Origin of the sequence: Streptomyces sp. NPDC057137, from assembly GCF_042670825.1 — a bacterium.
Lineage (GTDB): Bacteria > Actinomycetota > Actinomycetes > Streptomycetales > Streptomycetaceae > Streptomyces.
The window spans coordinates 1-17,337 of sequence record NZ_JBHUUW010000107.1 but is presented as its reverse complement, the minus strand read 5'-3'; the positions used below and the strand labels follow the sequence as shown (position 1 = coordinate 17,337).

The 17,337-nt window shown below is 72.4% G+C and carries 17 protein-coding genes; 8 read left to right on the top strand and 9 right to left on the bottom strand.

Features of this window, described 5'->3' with window-relative positions:
* Positions 1-149: 149 nt before the first annotated feature.
* The 4 genes from ACFT9I_RS38640 to ACFT9I_RS38625 all read right to left on the bottom strand — a co-directional run bounded on the left by ACFT9I_RS38640 (position 150) and on the right by ACFT9I_RS38625 (position 6,054).
* Positions 150-1,088, bottom strand: coding sequence for an SDR family oxidoreductase (locus ACFT9I_RS38640; RefSeq protein ID WP_382572285.1), 939 nt, complete (start codon positions 1,086-1,088; stop codon positions 150-152).
* A 103-nt stretch (positions 1,089-1,191) separates the two neighbouring features.
* Complete coding sequence (locus ACFT9I_RS38635) at positions 1,192-4,215, bottom strand: AAA family ATPase (RefSeq protein WP_382572283.1); 3,024 nt, start codon at positions 4,213-4,215, stop codon at positions 1,192-1,194.
* A complete protein-coding gene (locus ACFT9I_RS38630) occupies positions 4,212-5,378 on the bottom strand; it encodes an exonuclease SbcCD subunit D (RefSeq protein WP_382572282.1) in 1,167 nt (388 codons plus the stop codon). The genes ACFT9I_RS38635 and ACFT9I_RS38630 overlap by 4 nt, the downstream gene beginning before the upstream one ends.
* Before the next feature lie 49 nt (positions 5,379-5,427).
* Positions 5,428-6,054 carry a YigZ family protein gene (locus ACFT9I_RS38625; protein WP_382572280.1) on the bottom strand — a complete coding sequence of 209 codons (627 nt, stop codon included), beginning with the start codon at positions 6,052-6,054 and terminating at the stop codon, positions 5,428-5,430.
* A gap of 82 nt (positions 6,055-6,136) precedes the next feature.
* Here ACFT9I_RS38625 and ACFT9I_RS38620 point away from each other — a divergent pair, with 82 nt between their 5' ends.
* Complete coding sequence (locus ACFT9I_RS38620) at positions 6,137-6,559, top strand: CoA-binding protein (RefSeq protein ID WP_382572278.1); 423 nt, start codon at positions 6,137-6,139, stop codon at positions 6,557-6,559.
* A gap of 39 nt (positions 6,560-6,598) precedes the next feature.
* Here ACFT9I_RS38620 and ACFT9I_RS38615 read toward each other — a convergent pair whose 3' ends face one another.
* Positions 6,599-7,162: a YbaK/EbsC family protein gene (locus ACFT9I_RS38615; protein ID WP_382572277.1), complete on the bottom strand. Its 564-nt coding sequence runs from the start codon at positions 7,160-7,162 to the stop codon at positions 6,599-6,601.
* 28 nt (positions 7,163-7,190) lie between these two features.
* Positions 7,191-7,763 (bottom strand): helix-turn-helix domain-containing protein, encoded by a 573-nt coding sequence (locus ACFT9I_RS38610; protein ID WP_382572275.1) that lies wholly within the window; start codon positions 7,761-7,763, stop codon positions 7,191-7,193.
* A gap of 95 nt (positions 7,764-7,858) precedes the next feature.
* Between ACFT9I_RS38610 and ACFT9I_RS38605 the strand changes: the two genes are divergently transcribed.
* Positions 7,859-8,725, top strand: a complete 867-nt coding sequence (locus ACFT9I_RS38605) for an EamA family transporter (protein ID WP_382572273.1) — start codon at positions 7,859-7,861, stop codon at positions 8,723-8,725.
* 34 nt (positions 8,726-8,759) lie between these two features.
* On the opposite strand, the gene ACFT9I_RS38600 is transcribed toward ACFT9I_RS38605, so the two are convergent.
* Positions 8,760-9,503, bottom strand: a complete 744-nt coding sequence (locus tag ACFT9I_RS38600) for an acyltransferase (RefSeq protein ID WP_382572271.1) — start codon at positions 9,501-9,503, stop codon at positions 8,760-8,762.
* 389 nt (positions 9,504-9,892) lie between these two features.
* On the opposite strand from ACFT9I_RS38600, the gene ACFT9I_RS38595 reads away from it, so the two are divergent.
* The 5 genes from ACFT9I_RS38595 to ACFT9I_RS38575 all read left to right on the top strand — a co-directional run bounded on the left by ACFT9I_RS38595 (position 9,893) and on the right by ACFT9I_RS38575 (position 14,474).
* Positions 9,893-11,623: an ATP-binding protein gene (locus tag ACFT9I_RS38595; protein WP_382572269.1), complete on the top strand. Its 1,731-nt coding sequence runs from the start codon at positions 9,893-9,895 to the stop codon at positions 11,621-11,623.
* Between the two features lie 167 nt (positions 11,624-11,790).
* A complete protein-coding gene (locus ACFT9I_RS38590; RefSeq protein ID WP_382572268.1) occupies positions 11,791-12,213 on the top strand; it encodes a roadblock/LC7 domain-containing protein in 423 nt (140 codons plus the stop codon).
* On the top strand, positions 12,210-12,569 hold the full coding sequence (locus ACFT9I_RS38585; RefSeq protein ID WP_382572267.1) for a DUF742 domain-containing protein: 360 nt from the start codon (positions 12,210-12,212) through the stop codon (positions 12,567-12,569). The genes ACFT9I_RS38590 and ACFT9I_RS38585 overlap by 4 nt, the downstream gene beginning before the upstream one ends.
* Complete coding sequence (locus tag ACFT9I_RS38580; RefSeq protein ID WP_382572265.1) at positions 12,550-13,164, top strand: ATP/GTP-binding protein; 615 nt, start codon at positions 12,550-12,552, stop codon at positions 13,162-13,164. The genes ACFT9I_RS38585 and ACFT9I_RS38580 overlap by 20 nt, the downstream gene beginning before the upstream one ends.
* Complete coding sequence (locus tag ACFT9I_RS38575) at positions 13,161-14,474, top strand: cytochrome P450 (protein ID WP_382572264.1); 1,314 nt, start codon at positions 13,161-13,163, stop codon at positions 14,472-14,474. The genes ACFT9I_RS38580 and ACFT9I_RS38575 overlap by 4 nt, the downstream gene beginning before the upstream one ends.
* 80 nt (positions 14,475-14,554) lie before the next feature.
* Here the strand turns inward: ACFT9I_RS38575 and ACFT9I_RS38570 are convergent, their stop codons facing one another.
* Positions 14,555-15,781: a cytochrome P450 gene (locus ACFT9I_RS38570; protein WP_382572262.1), complete on the bottom strand. Its 1,227-nt coding sequence runs from the start codon at positions 15,779-15,781 to the stop codon at positions 14,555-14,557.
* 168 nt (positions 15,782-15,949) lie between these two features.
* Between ACFT9I_RS38570 and ACFT9I_RS38565 the strand changes: the two genes are divergently transcribed.
* Positions 15,950-16,480 carry a gamma carbonic anhydrase family protein gene (locus tag ACFT9I_RS38565; RefSeq protein ID WP_382572260.1) on the top strand — a complete coding sequence of 177 codons (531 nt, stop codon included), beginning with the start codon at positions 15,950-15,952 and terminating at the stop codon, positions 16,478-16,480.
* 88 nt (positions 16,481-16,568) lie between these two features.
* Here ACFT9I_RS38565 and ACFT9I_RS38560 read toward each other — a convergent pair whose 3' ends face one another.
* Entirely contained in the window at positions 16,569-17,258 is a 690-nt protein-coding gene (locus tag ACFT9I_RS38560; RefSeq protein WP_382572259.1) for a DedA family protein, read from the bottom strand.
* Positions 17,259-17,337: the final 79 nt, after the last annotated feature.

Below are 17,337 nucleotides of genomic sequence, written 5' to 3'. Positions count from 1 at the left end.
GGTGTTTTGGTGCGGTGGGTGGGGGGGGGTGGGCGGCACCCGGCCCCCCCACGACAACGGAGGGGGCACCTCCCGTGCCCCCTCGGGGGCTACGGGGGAGAGGCGCGGCACCAGGGACCGCGAGCCCGGCAAGATCCGAAAGACACGCCCTAGGGCCGGCCCGCTCCCGGCCGTACGTCGGCGGGCCGCTCCCGGGGCCAGGGGCCGCCCGGGACGGGCGTGAAGTGCTCGCCGCTCAGCAGGAAGCCGCCCTCCGAGTTGATGACCTGGCCAGTGATCCACGCGGCCTCGTCCGTGGCGAGCCAGGCGATCAGCCGTGCCGGGTCGTCCGGCATCCCCCACCGTCCGGCCGGGAACATCCCGGCGATCCTGTCGTACGCCTCGCCGGTGAGGTAATCCGTGTCCACGGGGCCGGGGTTGACGGTGTTGACCGTGATCCCGGCGTGGCCCAGCGAGGCGGCCAGGGTCTGGGTCGCCGAGGCGAGCGCTCCCTTGGACAGGCTGTAGGCGATCTCCTCGGGCATACCGCCCCGGAGGTCCTGGCCGGAGGTCATCATCACGATGCGGCTGCCGTGCCGGATACGGACCGGATGGGCGGTGCGCGCCTTGGCGTACTCCTGGATCAGCAGGATCACGGAGCGGGTGTTGGTCGCCCAGTGTGTGTCGAGCATCTCCGCGTCGATCTCCCGGAGGGTGCCGTCCGCGCCGCTGCGGGCGTGGTTGGCCACCAGGATGTCGACCACACCGCCGAGCGCTTCACGGGCCGCCCCGAAGACCTTCGCGGGACCCTCGGGGTCGGACAGGTCACCGGGCCCGTGTGCGACCGTGGCCCCCGGATACCCGAGGGCTTCGCGCACCCCGGCTGCGACGGCGTCGGGACCGTCGGGGTCGGCTCCCCAGGGCTGGGTCCTGTCGTGCGGCACATGGTGGTGGAGGTAGACGCTCGCGCCGTACGCGGCGAGCCGCCGGGCGACGGCGTACCCGATGCCGCCGCGCCGGCTGGCACCGGTGACGAGGGCGGTGCGGCCGCGCAGGGGCATGTGCTCGCGGCGCAGGGATTCGGCGTCGGGCTGGGGAAGTCGGGGCATGGGCAGCAATGATGGTCGGCCGCCCGGACGTTGTCATGCGGATTGCCGCGCGGCGCCGCCGACCGTCCCGCTCGCCGACCGACCCGTTCACCGACCGCCACGCTCACCCGTCGGCGCCCCCCGTACGGAGTCTGACCGTCGAGCCGCGGCGGGACTTCGTCACCTCCAGCTGGGTCGGGATCCGGCGGCGGAGGTCGGCGACATGGCTGACTATGCCGACGCTGCGGTCGCGTTCGCGCAGCGAGTCCAGCACGTCCAGGACCTCGTCCAGCGTCTGGTCGTCCAGGCTGCCGAAGCCCTCGTCGATGAAGAGGGTGTCCAGGCGCGCGCCGCCCGCCTCGTCGGTGACGACGTCGGCGAGGCCCAGCGCGAGGGCGAGGGAGACGAAGAACGTCTCGCCTCCGGAGAGGGTCGCCGTGTCCCGCTCGCTGCCCGTCCAGGAGTCGACCACGTGCAGTCCGAGTCCGGACCGCTTCCCGCCGCCGCTCCTCGCGTCGGAGTGGACCAGGGTGTAGCGGCCCGAGGACATGCGCAGCAGCCGTGCGGTGGCCGCGGCGGCGACCTGTTCGAGGCGGGCCGCCAGGACGTACGACTCAAGGCGCATCTTGCGGTCGTTGTCGTTGGACGTGCCGGCGGTGAGCGCGGCGAGGCGGGCGACGCGCTCGTACTCCGTACGGAGGGGGCCGAGGCGCCGTACCTCCTCCTCGGCCTGCCGGGAGAGCCTGGCCAGCTCCGTGCCGCGCTCGCGGGCGCCCGCGAGCGCGGCGGACGCGGCGCGCAGGGCCGACTCGGCCGCCTCGTAGGACAGCAGCGCCGTGTCGAGCCGCGCGGGCGGCTGCTCGGCGGCGTCGCGCGCGTCGGACTCGGCGAGCCGGTCGGCGACGGTGGCGGCCTCGGCCTGCCAGTCGTCCATCCGGTGGGTCAGACCGCGTTGCTCCGCGCCGGACAGCAGCGCTGCCGCCGCCGCGCGCGGGGTGTCGAACCCGGCCCGGAACGCGGCGTCCGCGAGCCGGTCGTCGCTCTCCTTGAGGCGCTGGGCCGTGGTGTCGAAGTCCCGTACGGTGTCGGCCGCCTCGGCGAGCAGCCGTGCCCTGTTCGCCAGCAGTTCGGCGTGCGCGGCGACGCTGTCGGCGTCGCCCCGGGCGCGGACCAGTTCCGATTCGAGGCCGGTCTGCTCGTGGTCGAGCGCTTCGCGCCGTGAGGTGCGGGCCGCGACGCGGTTCTCGGCCGACCGCCGCGCGGTGAGCCGGTCCTCGCGTTCCCGTTCGGCGCGGGCCAGCGCCTCGCGGGCCGCGTGCGTACCGGCGGCGAGGCGGTGTGCCTCCGTGTGCTCGCGGCCCAGGCGCTCGGTGAGTGCGACCAGTTCGGCGACGGTCGATCCGCCGGCCGCCGACCGGGTCGCCGCGTACTCCTCGCGTACCGAGGCGTGGTCGCGCTCGGCCTCCGTCACGGCCGTCTCGGCTCTGCGGGAGGCGGCGAACGCGGCGTCCTCCGACGCCTGGTCGACCTGGCCGGCTCCGGCGCGCGCGGGCTCGGGGTGGTCGGCCGAGCCGCAGACCGCGCACGGTTCGCCCGCGACGAGCCGGGCGGCGAGTTCGGCGGCGATGCCGCGCAGCCGTCGCTCGCGCAGGTCGAGCCAGGTCTCCTTGGCGTCGTTGGCGCGCTCGCGGGCGCTGTTCAGGAGCCGCTCGGACGTCGCTGCCCGCGCTTCGAGCGTGTCGCGCGCGCGGGCGGCGCCGAGTTGGCCGCGTGCCGGTTCGAGCTGTCCCGCGAGCTGTTCGGCGCGGGTCGCCGCCTCCTGGGCCGTCTCGATGCGTTCCTGGTGCTGTCGGCGGGCGGAGTCCCAGTCGGCGAGCCAGCCCGCGGCGTCCACCAGAAGGTCTTCATCGGCGCGCGCCTGGCGGTCCAGTTCGGCCCGTTCGCGGCTGATCTCCGCGCTGCGGCGCTCGGCGCCCCGGGCGGCGTCGACCCGGCCCAGCTCCTCGATCATCTTCCGCTCCAGCGCGGAGAGATGGTCGGCGCCGCTGTCGGTGAGTTCGGCGGGGAGCCGGGCGCGTGCCCGGTCACGGTCGGCGGCGGCCGTACGGTGCGCGCGCTCGGCGTCCTCGCGCAGGGCGAGTGCGGGGGCGACCCGGTCGGCCTTGCGGGCCCGCTCCAGTGTGGCGCGCGCCGCCTCGTACTGAGGACGGCGGGCTTCGAGCGCCCCGGCCCGTCGCTGTCCGTCGGCGAACCTCTCCTGGAGCCTGGCCAGTTCGCGTTCGGCGTCGAGCAGTCTGCGCGCCGTCGCCTGCCGGCTCTCGGCGCCCGCCAGGGCCGACCCGGCGATGTCCCGGCGCTCGTGCGCCGTGGCGCGGGCGACGGCCGCCCACTCCAGGACGGCGGGGGCCAGGCCCGGATCGCCGGGCTGCCGTGCGGGCAGCGGCTGTTCGATGCCCGCGCCCGCCGCCTGGGCGATGCGCTGCGCGACGCCGAGCAACCGCTCGTCCCCGGCCCGTACCTGCTGTTCGGCGCCCCGGCGCAGCTCGGCGAGGCGGTCCTCGACGGCGGCGAACCGGCGGGTGTCGAAGAGCCGGCCGAGCAGCCTGCCGCGCGCCTCGGCGTCGGCGCGCAGGAAGCGCGCGAAGTCGCCCTGCGGCAGGAGGACGACCTGGCAGAACTGCTCACGGCTCATACCGAGCAGTTGGCCGATCTCCTCGCCGATCTCCTGGTGGGACCGGCTCAGCGCGCTCCAGCCGGCGCCCGTGGCGTCGTACTCCCGCAGCCAGCTCTGTGCCTTCTCGGTCGTGACGCCGGTGCCGCGCTTCTTGGGGCGGGTCTGCGCGGGGCGGCGGGTGATCTCCAACCGCCGCCCGGCGACGGTCAGTTCGAGCAGGACCTCCGTGTAGGTGCCGGCCGGGGCGTGGTCGCTGCGCAGGGAGGCGTCCTTGGTGGCGCCGCCCTTGATCTGGCGCGCTCCGGGCACGGCGTCGTACAGCGCGTAGCAGACGGCGTCGAGCACGGAGGTCTTGCCGGCGCCGGTCGCGCCGTGCAGCAGGAAGATCCCGGCGGCGCATAGCGCGTCGAAGTCGACCTCCTGGGTGTCGGCGAAGGGGCCGAAGGCGGTGATGGTCAGCCGGTGGAGTCTCATCCGGTCACCTCTCGTACGGCGGTGTCGACCCGTACGTGGTCGAAGGCGCCGCGCAGCACGGTCCGTTCCCGGTCGTCGGGCCCGGCGCCGCCGCGCACGTGGACCACGAAGTCCTCGGCGATCTCCTGGTCGCTGCGGCCTTCGAGGCGCTGTGCGTAGGACGCGACCAGGTCCTCGTCGCCCCGGTCGGGGTCGAAGACGAGGCTGAGTGTGTGCGGGAAGCGTTCGGCGAGGCGTGCCATGGGTTCGGCGGGACGTACGGGGTCGGTGAGTGTCGCCTCGATCCAGGCGTGTTCGTGGCGGGTGAGCGCCGGGTCGTCGAGGAGGTCCGCGAGGGCGCCGCGGACGCGGGCCAGCGGGCGGGGCACCGGGCAGTCGATCCGCTCCGCGGCGATCTCGCCGCCGGGGCCGAGGTCCACCAGCCACATCGTCTTGCGGTGGTCGCTCTCGGAGAAGGAGTACGCGAGGGGGGAACCGGAGTAGCGGACGCGCTCGGTGAGGGCCTGTGAGCCGTGCAGATGGCCGAGGGCCACGTAGTCGACGCCGTCGAACGTGCCGGTGGGCACGGCGGACACGCCGCCGACGGTGATGTCGCGCTCGCTGTCGCTGGCGGCGCCGCCGGCCACGAAGGCGTGCGCGAGGACGACGGAGCGGGTGCCCGCGGGACGTTCGGCGAGGTCGGCCCGTACGCGGTCGAGCGCGGCGACGAGCACCGCCTCGTGGCCGGCCTTCGCCGCTTTGAACTCCTCGCGGACCAGGGCCGGTTCGAGATACGGCAGGCCGTAGAAGGCCACGTCGCCGTGGGCGTCGGAGAGCACGACGGGGGTGGCGCAGCGGGCCGGGTCGGTGCGCAGGTGGATGCCCGCGTGGTCGATGAGCCCGGCGCCGACACCCAGTCGGCGGGCCGAGTCATGGTTCCCGGAGATCATCACGGTCGGCACGCGCGCCTCGGCGAGCCGGTGCAGCGCCCGGTCGAACAGCTCGACGGCGGAGAGCGGCGGCACCGCCCGGTCGTACACGTCGCCCGCCACGAGGACCGCGTCCACCTCGTGCGCCAGCGCGGTCGCCACGAGGTGGTCGAGGAAGGCCGCCTGTGCGTCGAGAAGGCTGACCCGGTGGAAGGACCGTCCCAGGTGCCAGTCCGACGTGTGCAGGAATCTCATGATCCTTGAGAGTAACGGTGGGGTCGGACATCACGGGTGGCTTCAGACATCAGAGGTCGCCGTACGCCTCACCGCCCAGCGCCAGTACGGCCGTTCCGGCCGTGGTGTCGGCGAGCCAGGCGCGGAAGGCGTCGACGTCGGCGTCCGGCAGTCCGATCCCGATGGTCACTATCTCCGCGTACCGCACGTCGCGTACGGAGCGGCCGGTGGCCCGCAGTTCGTTCTCCAGCTTTCCGGCCCGCTGGTGGTCGACGATGATCGTGGCCAGCCGGTAGCGCCTGCGGGTGACGGTGCCGAGCGCGTCGAGAGCTTCGCCCACCGCGCCTCCGTACGCGCGGATCAGTCCTCCGGCGCCGAGCTTGACGCCTCCGTAGTAGCGCGTGACGACGGCGACGACGTAGCGCACGTCCCGGCGCATCAGCATCTGCAGCATGGGCGCGCCGGCCGTGCCGCCCGGCTCTCCGTCGTCGCTCGCCTTCTGTACGGAGGCGTTGGCGCCGATCACGTAGGCGAAGCAGTTGTGCGTGGCCGTGGGATGTTCCCGTCGTACGGCCGCGACGAAGTCCTGCGCCTCCTGTTCGGTGGCGGCGGGCGCGAGCGCGCAGAGGAAACGCGATCGGTTGACCTCGGTCTCGTGGATGCCCTGGCGGGCGACGGTGCGGTACTGCTCATGCATCGCGCCACCCTAGGCTCTCCAGGTACCGGTCGGTATGGCGACCCCTCGGGAATTGCCGGGCCGCACCGTCCGTTGTCCGGGCATGTATGGAGACGACACACACGCGGACGACGAGACGATCCGCACGATCCTGACCTCCACGGGCGACACGTGGGCGGTCGTGGGCCTGTCCGGCAACACGTCACGGGCTGCGTACGGCGTGGCGGCCGTGCTCCAGCGCTTCGGCAAGCGGGTGGTGCCGGTACATCCGAAGGCGGAGACGGTGCACGGCGAGCAGGGGTACACGTCGCTGGCCGAGATCCCGTTCCCGGTCGATGTGGTGGACGTGTTCGTCAACAGCGAGCTGGCGGGGCCGGTGGCCGACGAGGCGGTCGCGATCGGCGCGAAGGCGGTCTGGTTCCAGCTCGGGGTGATCGACGACGCCGCGTACGCCCGCACCCGCGCCGCCGGTCTGGACATGGTGATGGACCGCTGCCCGGCGATCGAGATCCCGCGGCTCGGCTGATCTCTTCTCTGCGAGGCGGGTGCGCCGCGTCGCCGCCGCTCAGCCGTTGGTGACGCCCAGCCCGTCGATGACCACAGCGCCCGGCAGCGCGGCGAACGCCTTGCCGGGCACGATCAGTTTGCCCCGGCGGCGGCCGCTGCCGATCAGGACCCACTCGGTGTCCACCACGGCGGCGTCCACGAGGAGTGTCCAGCTCGCGGGGAGGCCGATCGGTGTGATGCCGCCGTACTCCATGCCGGTCTCGCCGGTCGCGGAGTCCATGGGGGCGAACGAGGCCTTGCGGGCGCCCAGTTGCTTGCGTACGACTCCGTTGACGTCCACGCGGGTCCGGGACAGGACGAGACAGGCGGCGAGCGTGGACTCGCCTCCGCGCTTGCCCGCCACGACGACGCAGTTGGCCGACCGGTCGAGCAGTTCGGCGCCGTGGTGCTCCACGAAGGCGGCGGTGTCCGCGATCTCCGGGTCGGTGTCCACGTAGAGCAGTTGGTCGGCGGGCACGTCGCCCTGCCAGGCCCGTACGGCGGCGGCGACCGGCTCCGTGAGCAGGTCGAGGCAGTCGGGGGCGGGCCGGGCGTTGTCGAAGTCTCCGATGGGGGCGCGCATGGGCGTCAAGCTAACAGGCGGCCCTGGCTCAGCGCGCGGGCGGGATGGAGACCGCCATGGTCATCTCGACCGTCACCGCACCGTCGTTGCGGTAGGCGTGCGGCACGTTCGCCTCGAAGACGGCCGACGCGCCCTCGGCCACCTGATGCGACGCGCCGTCCACGACGAGGGTCAGTTCGCCCGCGGTGACGTGCAGCAGTTCGGTCGTACCCTCCGGGTGCGCGTCGGATTCGCTCTGTTCGCCCGGCATCAGCTTCCAGGACCACAGTTCGAGCGGCCCGCGTGACTCGGTCCCGACCAGCAGGACGGTGTTGCTGCCCGCCTCGGTGGACCACATGCGTACGGCCTGGTCGGCCGGTACGACCCTGACCTGTGGGCCCTGCTCGTAGTCGAGGAGTGTGGTGATGCTGATGCCGAGCGCGTCGGCCAGCTTCACCGTCGTGCCGACGCTGGGGTTGGTGCGGGCCTGCTCGATCTGGATGATCATGCCCCGGCTCACCCCCGACCGGGCCGCCAGGGCGTCGAGCGTGAAGGCTCTCTCGCCGCGCCACCGTTTGAGATTGCGGGCGAGCGACTGGGTCAGCTGATCGAGGTCCGACACATTCCGTCCAATATATTCAATGACACAGTTCAATGGACTGCACTACGGTGTGGTGTACCAACCGTCCACCACACTGTACTGGCGAGGTTCGCTCCATGACCGCACTGTTCGCGCTGGCCACCTGCCTGCTCTGGGGTCTGGCCGACTTCGGCGGTGGGGTGCTCACCCGGCGCATCCCCGCCCTGACGGTAGTCGTGGTGTCGCAGTCGATCGCCGTCGTCGTCCTGGGCGGTGTCGTCGTCGCGACCGGCGCCTGGAGCGAGGCGGGACCGCTGCTCTGGTACGCGGTCGCCGCCGGAGTCGTCGGCCCCGTCGCCATGCTCTCCTTCTACAAGGCGCTCGCGCTCGGCCCGATGGGCGTCGTGTCGCCGCTCGCCTCGATCGGCGTGGTCGTCCCGGTGGGCGTCGGCCTCGTCGTCGGCGAGCGGCCCGGACTGCTCCAGTTCGCCGGGATCGCCGTGGCCGTCGCGGGCATCGTGCTGGCGGGCGGGCCCGAGCTGCGCGGGGCGCCGGTCCGGCGGCAGGCGGTCGCGCTGACGCTGGTCGCCGCGTTCGGCTTCGGCGCGGTCATGGCGCTGATCTCCGAGGCGTCGACGTCGATCACGGGCCTGTTCCTGGCTCTCTTCGTACAGCGCGTCACCAACGTCGGCGTCGGCGGAGCCGCGCTGTACGTGTCGGTGAGGCGGGGCGCGCCCGCCCTGCCCGAGGACGGCGGGATCCCGGTGATCCGCGCCGCCCTGCCCGCGCTGGCGTTCGTCGGCCTCGCCGACGTCGCCGCCAACGGGACGTACTCGGTCGCCGCGCAGAACGGCCCCGTCACGGTCGCCGCCGTCCTGGCGTCGCTGTATCCCGTGATCACGGCGGTGGCCGCGCGCGGCCTCCTCAAGGAGAGGCTGCGCGCCGTCCAGGCGGCGGGCGCCGGGCTCGCGCTGATCGGCACGGTCCTGCTGGCCGCGGGCTGACCGACCCGTACGCCCTCCGGAGGCCGCCGGGAGGCTACGACCGGTCCGGATCCAGCTCGGCGAGCGCCAGCAGTTGCTCCGGGGTGACACCCTCCGGGATCGGTACGGGCGCGGGCGTACGCAACGGCGGCTGCCAGCCCCGCTCCGGGTCCCAGCTCCGTACGACCCGCGCCGGCGCCCCCGCCACCACCGCGTGGTCGGGCACCTCGCCGCGTACGACGGCTCCCGCCGCGACCACCACGTTGCGCCCCAGCCGTGCCCCGGGAAGGATCACCGCGCCGGTGCCCAGCCAGCAGCCCGGCCCCACGGTGACCGGTTCGGTGCGGGGCCACTGCTTGCCGACGGGGACCTGCGGATCGTCGTAACTGTGGTTCGTCGACGTGATGTAGACGTACGGCCCGCAGTAGGTGTTCGAGCCGATGGTCACCGCCGTGTCGGCGATGACATGGCTGCCCCGGCCGAGGACGACGCCGTCGCCGAGCCGCAGGATCGGCTCCGCGCCCAGGTCGAGACCGGGCATCATCCCGGCGGTCAGCGTGACGTGTTCACCGATGACGCAGTGCTCGCCCAGCTCGATCCACGGCTCGCCGAAGACGGTGCCCTGCGGGAAGGCGAGGCGGGTCCCGGTGCCGATCCGGCCGAACCGCAGCCGACCCGGATGCTCGGCGCTCACCGCGCCCGCCTCCTGGACCCACCTCCAGCCGCCCTGGACGGCCCGCGAGACAAGGCGGCGGCGCCAGGCGGTCAGTGCGGCGAACGTGCTTCTGCTCTTGGGCACCCGTCCACGGTATCGGCGGGGCCGGGGCGGGTCGGTGCCCCGTGCTGTGACGTTCACCCCACGGCGCGGCGCACCGCCGGAAAGCGCCCCTGCCGCCACTCCTCCTCCGACACTCCCGTACCACGACTCCGGCCTCCGCGTGGGCGAGTTCACGGTCAACTCCCTCGTTGGTGGGCACTGGTCCGTAGCGGCCCCGCCGAAGCGCGGCGCGTGCGTAGCGTGAACGCCACACACGGCAAAGCAACACACGGCAACGCCGCACCAGGCAACGCCACACACGGCCCGGAGAATCACCGTTCCAGTCGGTGACCGGCGCCTCCCACCACGGCCGACGCGCGCCGGTCGGCCGGTCTGTTTCCCCCCGCACTCGAATACCGAGGGACCGCGGAATGTCAGTGCCTGTCGCACCGAGCCCCCACCGCGTACTCAAAACGCGCCCCCTGTCGCTCGCCGGGCCGCCCGCCCTGCTGCTCGTGGCGGGAGCGGCGGCCGGCGCGGCGGCCGCCACCGCCCCCGCGGCCGCGCGCGGTTGGCTGGTGACGTCGCTCGCCGTCGCCTGGGTGATCCTCGCCTCCGTCGTCGGCGGAGCCGCGCTGATGCTGCGGCGGCACCGCCGCGGCTCGGTGGCGGCCGGCGGCGAGATCCAGTCGCTCCACACCCAACTGGCCAGAAGCGGCGCGGAGTCGGCCCATCTGGTGAACGTCACGCTCCCCACCGTGGTCAAACGCCTGCGCGACGGCGCGAGCGCCGAGGAGACGCTCGCCGCCACTCCCCCGCCGACGGACCCCCAACTCCAGCGCGTACTCAAGACGTTCACCGACGAGGTGGCGCTCGGCGAACGCCGTGCCGCCACCGCGGTCGCCGACCACGGCACGGCGGTCACCAGGCTCGGCCAGATCGCCGACGATCTGGACCTCCTGTCGACGGTGACGCTGCCCACCGCGCTCGGCGGGCTCCGCGAGGGCCGGGGCGCCGACACCGTACTGGCCGATCTGAAGCGTCCGTCCGATCCCCGGCTCCGGGTCCTGACCGACGCCGTCGTACGGGACTTCGCCATCAGCGAGCGGCGCGGCTCGGCCGCCCAGGCGGCCAGCGCCAAGGCCCTGAGCCGGGTCCAGGCCAAGGCCGTGAGCATGCTCGCCGATCTCCGGGAGATGCAGGAACGTCACGGCGAGGAGGTCTTCGGCGATCTCCTGAGGCTCGACCACAACACCTCGCAACTCGGTCTGATGACCGACCGGCTGGCGCTGCTGATGGGCGGCCGGGCGAGCCGCGCCTGGAACAAGCCGATCGCCATGGAGAGCATCCTGCGCGGCGCCGTCGGCCGGATCGCGGCGTATCAGCGCGTACGGCTGCACTGCTCCAGCACCGCGGCCGTCGCCGGATTCGCCGCCGAGGGCGTCATGCACCTGCTGGCCGAACTGATGGACAACGCCGCGAACTTCAGCCCGCCGATCGACGAGGTGCACGTCTACGTCGAGGAACGCTCCGCGGGCATCGTGGTGACCATCGAGGACAGCGGCCTCAAGATGGCCGACGCGGCCATGCGGCGCGCCGAGGAGTCGGTGTCGGGGCGCGCGAACGACCTGGCGTCCCTCCAGGGCACCCGGCTCGGTCTGGCGGTCGTCGGACGGCTGGCCGCCAAGTACCACCTGAGCGTCAACTTCCGTCCCTCCTCGCGCGGCGGCACCGGCGTCGTCGTCCTCTTCCCGCCGCAGCTCCTCGCGCAGCAGCGAACCGCCGCGCCCCAGCTGTCGGGGCGGCACGCCGCGCCCGTACCGGCCGACACGGTCACCGAACCGGCCGTCACACGCCCGTCGCTCACACCCCCGTCGGTGCCGCCGCCCGCGATGCTGCCGTCGCCCGCCGCGCCGGGCGACGGCCCCCGGGTGGCGACGCCGGGCGGGCTGCCCGTACGGCCGCCGGGACGCACCATGGCGGCGGCGGACCGCGACAGGGCGCCCACGGACGAGGCGGACCGCCCGCGCAACGGCGCGGCGCCCAGGGCCGTTCCGCCCGGCCGCGACGCCGGAACACAGTTCGGCGCCTTCCACCGCGCCCGGCTTCCCATGGACGGCAGCCCCGAGGGGCCCGAGCCGAAGTCCGGCGACACCTCCTGAGGCGCTTCTCGTTCCCCGTACGGCGCCGGAACCACAGGAAGCACCGGCCCGGCCGGCGCCCACCCCCCGTCAGCGAACGTGAGCAACGCGAGAACCGTGAGATTGGAGGCACGGGCCGGTGATCGGCTTCCCCCGGCTGATCCCGCCCCACGCAACCCATGCATTCCATGCCAACGACCGACAACAGCCTGACCTGGCTCCTCGAGAGCCTGCTGGAGCGCACCCCCGGCACCCGGCACGCCCTGGTGCTGTCCCGCGACGGACTCAAGCTCTGCTGGAGCCGGCATCTGACGCTCGACCAGGCCGACCAGCTGGCGGCGATCTGCTCCGGCATCCAGGCGCTCGCGCAGGGCGCGTCCGTCGAGTTCGGCAACGGCACCGGCGGTGTACGCCACTCGATGACGGAGTTCCACGGCGGCCTGCTCTTCATCGTGGAGGCCGGCGACGGCGCGCATCTCGCGGTGGTGGCCGAGGACGGCGCCGACCCGGGCGTCGTGGGCCACCAGATGACCGAACTGGTCGACCAGATCGGCGAGCATCTGCGCGCCGAGCCCCGGACCCCGGTGTCCCCCGAAGCCGCCTCCTCATGACCCGCCGACCTGTCGACACCGGTCGTCCCGACCGGCTGTACACCGTCACCGGTGGGCGCAGCCGCGCCGACCACGACACGTTCGACCTGGTCACGCTCATCGTCAGCGAGTGCGCGCCGACCGCCGGGACGCAGTCGGAGCACCGCGCGATCCTCGAACTGTGCCGCCACCCGACGGCGGTCGTGGAGATCTCGGCGGAGCTGAGGCTGCCCGTGACGGTCGTACGGATCCTGCTCGGCGACCTCCAGGCGACGGGCCGGATCACCGCCCGCCATCCGCGCGTGGCGCGGTCCGTCTCCGCCCTGCCCGACTCGGCCCTCTTGAAGGAGGTGCTCCATGGACTCCGCAACCTCTGAGCTGCCCGCCCGCACCCCGCTGACCGACGCCGCCGAGACCGGACTGAAGATCGTGATCGTGGGCGGCTTCGGGGTCGGCAAGACGACCCTCGTCCGGTCGGTGAGCGAGATCCGTCCGCTCAACACCGAGGAGGTGATGACGCAGGCCGGCGTGGGTGTCGACGAGACCGCCGGGCTCACCACGAAGACCACGACGACGGTCGCCTTCGACTTCGGCCGGATCAGCCTCACCGAGCGGGTGGTGCTCTATCTGTTCGGCGCGCCGGGCCAGGAGCGGTTCTGGTTCCTGTGGGACCGCCTCTTCTCCGGCACGCTGGGCGCGGTCGTGCTGGTGGACACCCGGCGGATGAGCGAGTCCTGGTACGCCATCGACCGGCTGGAGCATCACAGGACGCCGTTCGTGGTGGCGGTCAACCGGTTCGACAACGACATCTCCGCGTTCTCGCTCGACGAGATCCGGCAGGCGCTGTCGCTGCCCGAGCACATCCCGCTGATCAACTGCGACGCGCGGGTCCGCTCGTCCGGCAAGAACGTCCTGATCGCCCTCGTGGACCACCTGTACGAACTGGCGATGGCACGGGAGTTGACGCCATGACCGATCCGCACGCCCCCTACCCCGAAGCACCCTTCCCCGAAGCCCTCGACGCGCCGCGCGCGCTCCCCGGGGCGCAGCCGCCGCCCGGCTGCCCCGCCGCGCACCCGGACTCGGTGCCGCTGAGCGGTCTGGAGTTCCAGCAGACGCCGTCGCAGCTCTACCGCAGCCTGCGCCGTGAGCACGGCACCGTCGCCCCTGTCCTGCTGGACGGCGGTATCCCCGCGTGGCTGGTCCTCGGCTACTCCGAGGTGGGCTATGTCACCAGCCACGACGAGCTGTTCGCCAGGGACTCGCGCCGCTGGAACCAGTGGGCGGCGATCCCCACCGACTGGCCGCTGCTGCCGTACGTCGGCTATCAGCCGTCCGTGCTGTTCGCCGAGGGCGCCGAGCATCAGCGGCGGGCCGGTGTCATCACCCAGGCGCTGGAGGCGGTCGACCAGTTCGAACTGGCCCATGACTGCCATCAGATCGCCGAGCAGCTGATCGACGTGTTCGCGGGCGCGGGGAACGCCGAGTTGATGGCCTCGTACGCCCACGCGCTGCCGATGCGGGCCGCCGTCCAGATGTGCGGCATGCCGGCCGGTGGCGCCGACACCGAGGAGCTCGTACACGATCTGCGCGTGTCGCTGGACGCGGGCGAGGGCGACGACCCGGTGTCGGCGTATCTGCGGGTGCAGGAGCGCATCCAGCAGTTGGTGAAGGACAAGCGGGCCCGGCCCGGCTCCGACGTCACCTCTCGGATGATCGGTCATCCGGCGGGGCTGGCGGACGAGGAGATCGTCCAGGACCTGATCTCCGTCATCGCGGCGGCGCAGCAGCCGACGGCCAACTGGATCTGCAACACGCTGCGTCTGCTGCTGACCGACGACCGGTTCGCGCTCAATGTGTCGGGCGGGCGGCTGAGTGTCGGGCAGGCGCTCAACGAGGTGCTGTGGCTGGACACTCCGACGCAGAACTTCATCGGCCGGTGGGCGGTGCGCGACACACAGCTGGGCGGGCGGCACATCAGGGCCGGCGACTGCCTGGTCCTGGGGTTGGCCGCGGCCAACACCGATCCGCAGATCTGGCCCGAGGGGCATATCGGGGCGGAGAACTCGGCGCATCTGTCGTTCAGCAACGGCGAGCACCGGTGTCCGTATCCGGCGCCGCTGCTGGCCGACGTGATCGCCCGTACGGCGGTGGAGACGCTGCTGGAGCGGCTGCCGGACGTCGTACTGGCCGTGGAGCCGGGCGAGTTGACGTGGCGGCCCTCGATCTGGATGCGGGGCCTGACGGCGCTCCCGGTGGAGTTCACCCCGGTGGTGCGGTGAGCCGCTGGTGCCGTCCTCGATCGCCGTACGGGCTCTTCCGACCCCGTACGGCGATCTGCGTTCGCGCGGACCCGGACCTGTCAGCTCACGACCGGTGTGAACGCCACGGGCAGTGACCGCGGGCCGCGGGTGAACACCCCCTGCTCGACCGGGTCGAACCCGTCCGCCAGCCGTAGATCGGGCATGGCGTCGAGCAGTTGGCCCACTCCGATCCGTACTTCGGCCTTGGCGAGCAGCGCGCCCACGCAGAAGTGCCGCCCGAGCGCGAACGCCAGGTGGTCCGCGGCGGCGGAGAACGCGGTGGTCGTCGTCAGGTCGTCCCGGAAGAGGTTGAAGGTGTCCGGCTCGGCGAAGCGGTCACCGTCCCGGTTGGCGGCGCCTATCAGGCAGGTGACGGTGGCGCCGGCGGGTATGGTGCCGCCGCTCAGCGTGACCTCCTCGGCGGTCTGCCGCATGATCATGTGCACCGGCGGGGTGAACCGCAGGGTCTCGGCGAACGCCCGGTCTATCAGGCTCCGGTCCTCCCGTACGGCGGCGAGCTGGTCCGGGTGTGTCAGCAGATTCGCGAAGATCGAGGCGATGGCCTTGTCGGTGGTCTCGCCGCCCGCCGCGAGCAGCAGGCTGCAGAACGCCTTGATGTCCTCGTCGCTCATCCGTACCCCGTCGACCTCGGCGGCGCAGAGCGTGGAGAGCAGGTCGTCGCCCAGATTCTCCCTGCGGGCCCGGATGATCGGGATCATGTACTCGGCGAACTCGATCCGGGTCCGTTCGCCCGCGGCGGTCACCTCGGGGTCGGCGGACAGATTGCCGAGAAAGGCGATGACGGTGGTGTACCAGCCGTGGAAGCGGGCGTGGTCGGCCTGGTCCAGCCCCAGCATCTCGGCGATGACGTTGACGGGGAAGCGGGTGGCGAACGCGTCCACCAGGTCGGCACTTCCGGTGTGCCGGAAGGCGTCGATGAGCGCTAGGGAGTTGCGCTCGATGACCGGCAGGAACTTCTCCTCCAGGTCGCTGCCCCGGAAGGCGGGTGCGACGAGCGCACGGCGTACGGCGTGTTCACGGCCGCTCAGTTGGAGGATCGTCTTCCCGTGCACGGGCTCGATCTGCCAGTGGTAGTTCTCGGTGGTGAACGCCGACGCCTTGTCCTTGAAGGCCCGTTCCACGTCCTCGTACCGCGAGATGATGTAGCTGTTGGTGGCCTCGTGCCAGATGAGCGGCGCGCTCTCGCGCATCAGGCGGTAGGCGGGATACGGATTCTCCGCGAACTCGGGCGACAGGATGTCGGGGACCTGCTGTGCGGTGGCCATGGTGCTCCCTCGGTCGAAGCGACGGCAACATTCGACTCCGCCAAGGCTATTGATAGACCGTCAGTTCAGCCAGACGTGTCCTGGCCGACCTGATGCCGGAGCGTGGGGGCCTGTCGCTTACGGTTCCGGTACGCGCACGTGGCACGGAGCGGCACCGGAGGAGACGGCATGACACAGCGGGCACTGATCGCGGGTGTGGGTGGCAGCGAGCCCGTGATCGATCCGACGGCGTTCGTGGCGCCGACGTCCGTGGTGCTGGGCGAGGTGACCTTGGCCGCCGGTTCGAGCGTCTGGTACCAGACGGTGCTGCGGGCCGACGGCGGCCCGATCGTCATCGGGGCCGACAGCAACATCCAGGACAACTGCACCATCCATGTCGACCTGGGCTCCCCCGCCACGATCGGCGAGCGCGTCTCGGTGGGGCACAACGCGGTGCTGCACGGCTGCACCGTCGAGGACGACGTGCTGGTCGGGATGGGTGCCACCGTCCTCAACGGGGCGTACATCGGGGCCGGTTCACTCGTCGCGGCCCAGGCGCTCGTGCCGCAGGGCATGCGCGTACCGCCGGGCTCACTGGTCGCCGGGGTGCCCGCCAAGGTCAAGCGGGAGCTGACCGAGGAGGAGCGCGAGGGCATCAGGCTCAACGCGGCGGTCTATCTGGAGCTGGCCAAACGCCACCGGGCCGTGCACGAGGCCTGACGTCCGCGCACGGGAACTGCTGGCCGCGCACCGGACTCGCGGCCGAGGACCGACGCCCGTCCACGAGGACCGACGCCCGGTCGTCTCGTCAGTCGGTCGCGGGTACGGGCTCCGGTCCGCCCTTGGCCGTCGCCGCTGCCACCGCGGCGGCAGCCGCCTCCGCCTCGGCCTGCGTCGACGCCTTCTTCGCCCGGTTCCTGATGACGAGCATCGAGGTGATGCCGATCAGTACCGCGAGGACGAGACCCAGCCAGGAGAAGCGCTTCAGCCACGCCTCGGCAACGACACCCACCGAGTAGATGACGGCGGTCGTGCCCCCGGCCCAGACGATGCCGCCCAGCACGTTGGCGATGAGGAACTTCCAGTACGGCATCCGCAGCACACCCGCGAGCGGCCCGGCGAAGATCCGCAGCAGTGCGACGAAACGGCCGAAGAAGACCGCCCACATGCCCCACTTCTGGAACGACCGCTCGGCCATGGCGATCTGCGGCTCGCCGAAGTGCTTCGGGAACTTGCCCGCGAGCCAAGCGAGCAGTGGTCTGCCGCCCTTGCGGCCGATGGCGTAGCCGATCGAGTCGCCGATGATCGCGCCGGCGGTGGCGGAGGCGCCGAGGACGTACGGGTTGATGTCGCCGTGCTGCGAGGCCAGCAGCGCCGCGCTGACGAGGACGATCTCACCCGGCAGCGGGATACCGAGGCTTTCGAGCCCGATCACCACGCCGACCAGCACATAGACGCTGATCGCCGGTACGGTCTCCAGCCACTCCTGGACGTGCAAGACCGGTTCCTCCTGTGTCGGATGTGCCGCTGCCCGGCGTGCGCCTTCCAGGCGCTGTGGATATACTGTAGGAATAGAC

What these genes read in the sequence shown, in the direction of transcription:
- ACFT9I_RS38640 (WP_382572285.1), bottom strand. Translation starts at nt 1,088, where the DNA reads ATGCCCCGACTTCCCCAGCCCGACGCCGAATCCCTGCGCCGCGAGCAC.
- ACFT9I_RS38635 (WP_382572283.1), bottom strand. Translation starts at nt 4,215, where the DNA reads ATGAGACTCCACCGGCTGACCATCACCGCCTTCGGCCCCTTCGCCGAC.
- ACFT9I_RS38630 (WP_382572282.1), bottom strand. Translation starts at nt 5,378, where the DNA reads ATGAGATTCCTGCACACGTCGGACTGGCACCTGGGACGGTCCTTCCAC.
- ACFT9I_RS38625 (WP_382572280.1), bottom strand. Translation starts at nt 6,054, where the DNA reads ATGCATGAGCAGTACCGCACCGTCGCCCGCCAGGGCATCCACGAGACC.
- ACFT9I_RS38620 (WP_382572278.1), top strand. Translation starts at nt 6,137, where the DNA reads ATGTATGGAGACGACACACACGCGGACGACGAGACGATCCGCACGATC.
- ACFT9I_RS38615 (WP_382572277.1), bottom strand. Translation starts at nt 7,162, where the DNA reads ATGCGCGCCCCCATCGGAGACTTCGACAACGCCCGGCCCGCCCCCGAC.
- ACFT9I_RS38605 (WP_382572273.1), top strand. Translation starts at nt 7,859, where the DNA reads ATGACCGCACTGTTCGCGCTGGCCACCTGCCTGCTCTGGGGTCTGGCC.
- ACFT9I_RS38595 (WP_382572269.1), top strand. Translation starts at nt 9,893, where the DNA reads ATGTCAGTGCCTGTCGCACCGAGCCCCCACCGCGTACTCAAAACGCGC.
- ACFT9I_RS38590 (WP_382572268.1), top strand. Translation starts at nt 11,791, where the DNA reads ATGCCAACGACCGACAACAGCCTGACCTGGCTCCTCGAGAGCCTGCTG.
- ACFT9I_RS38585 (WP_382572267.1), top strand. Translation starts at nt 12,210, where the DNA reads ATGACCCGCCGACCTGTCGACACCGGTCGTCCCGACCGGCTGTACACC.
- ACFT9I_RS38580 (WP_382572265.1), top strand. Translation starts at nt 12,550, where the DNA reads ATGGACTCCGCAACCTCTGAGCTGCCCGCCCGCACCCCGCTGACCGAC.
- ACFT9I_RS38575 (WP_382572264.1), top strand. Translation starts at nt 13,161, where the DNA reads ATGACCGATCCGCACGCCCCCTACCCCGAAGCACCCTTCCCCGAAGCC.
- ACFT9I_RS38570 (WP_382572262.1), bottom strand. Translation starts at nt 15,781, where the DNA reads ATGGCCACCGCACAGCAGGTCCCCGACATCCTGTCGCCCGAGTTCGCG.
- ACFT9I_RS38565 (WP_382572260.1), top strand. Translation starts at nt 15,950, where the DNA reads ATGACACAGCGGGCACTGATCGCGGGTGTGGGTGGCAGCGAGCCCGTG.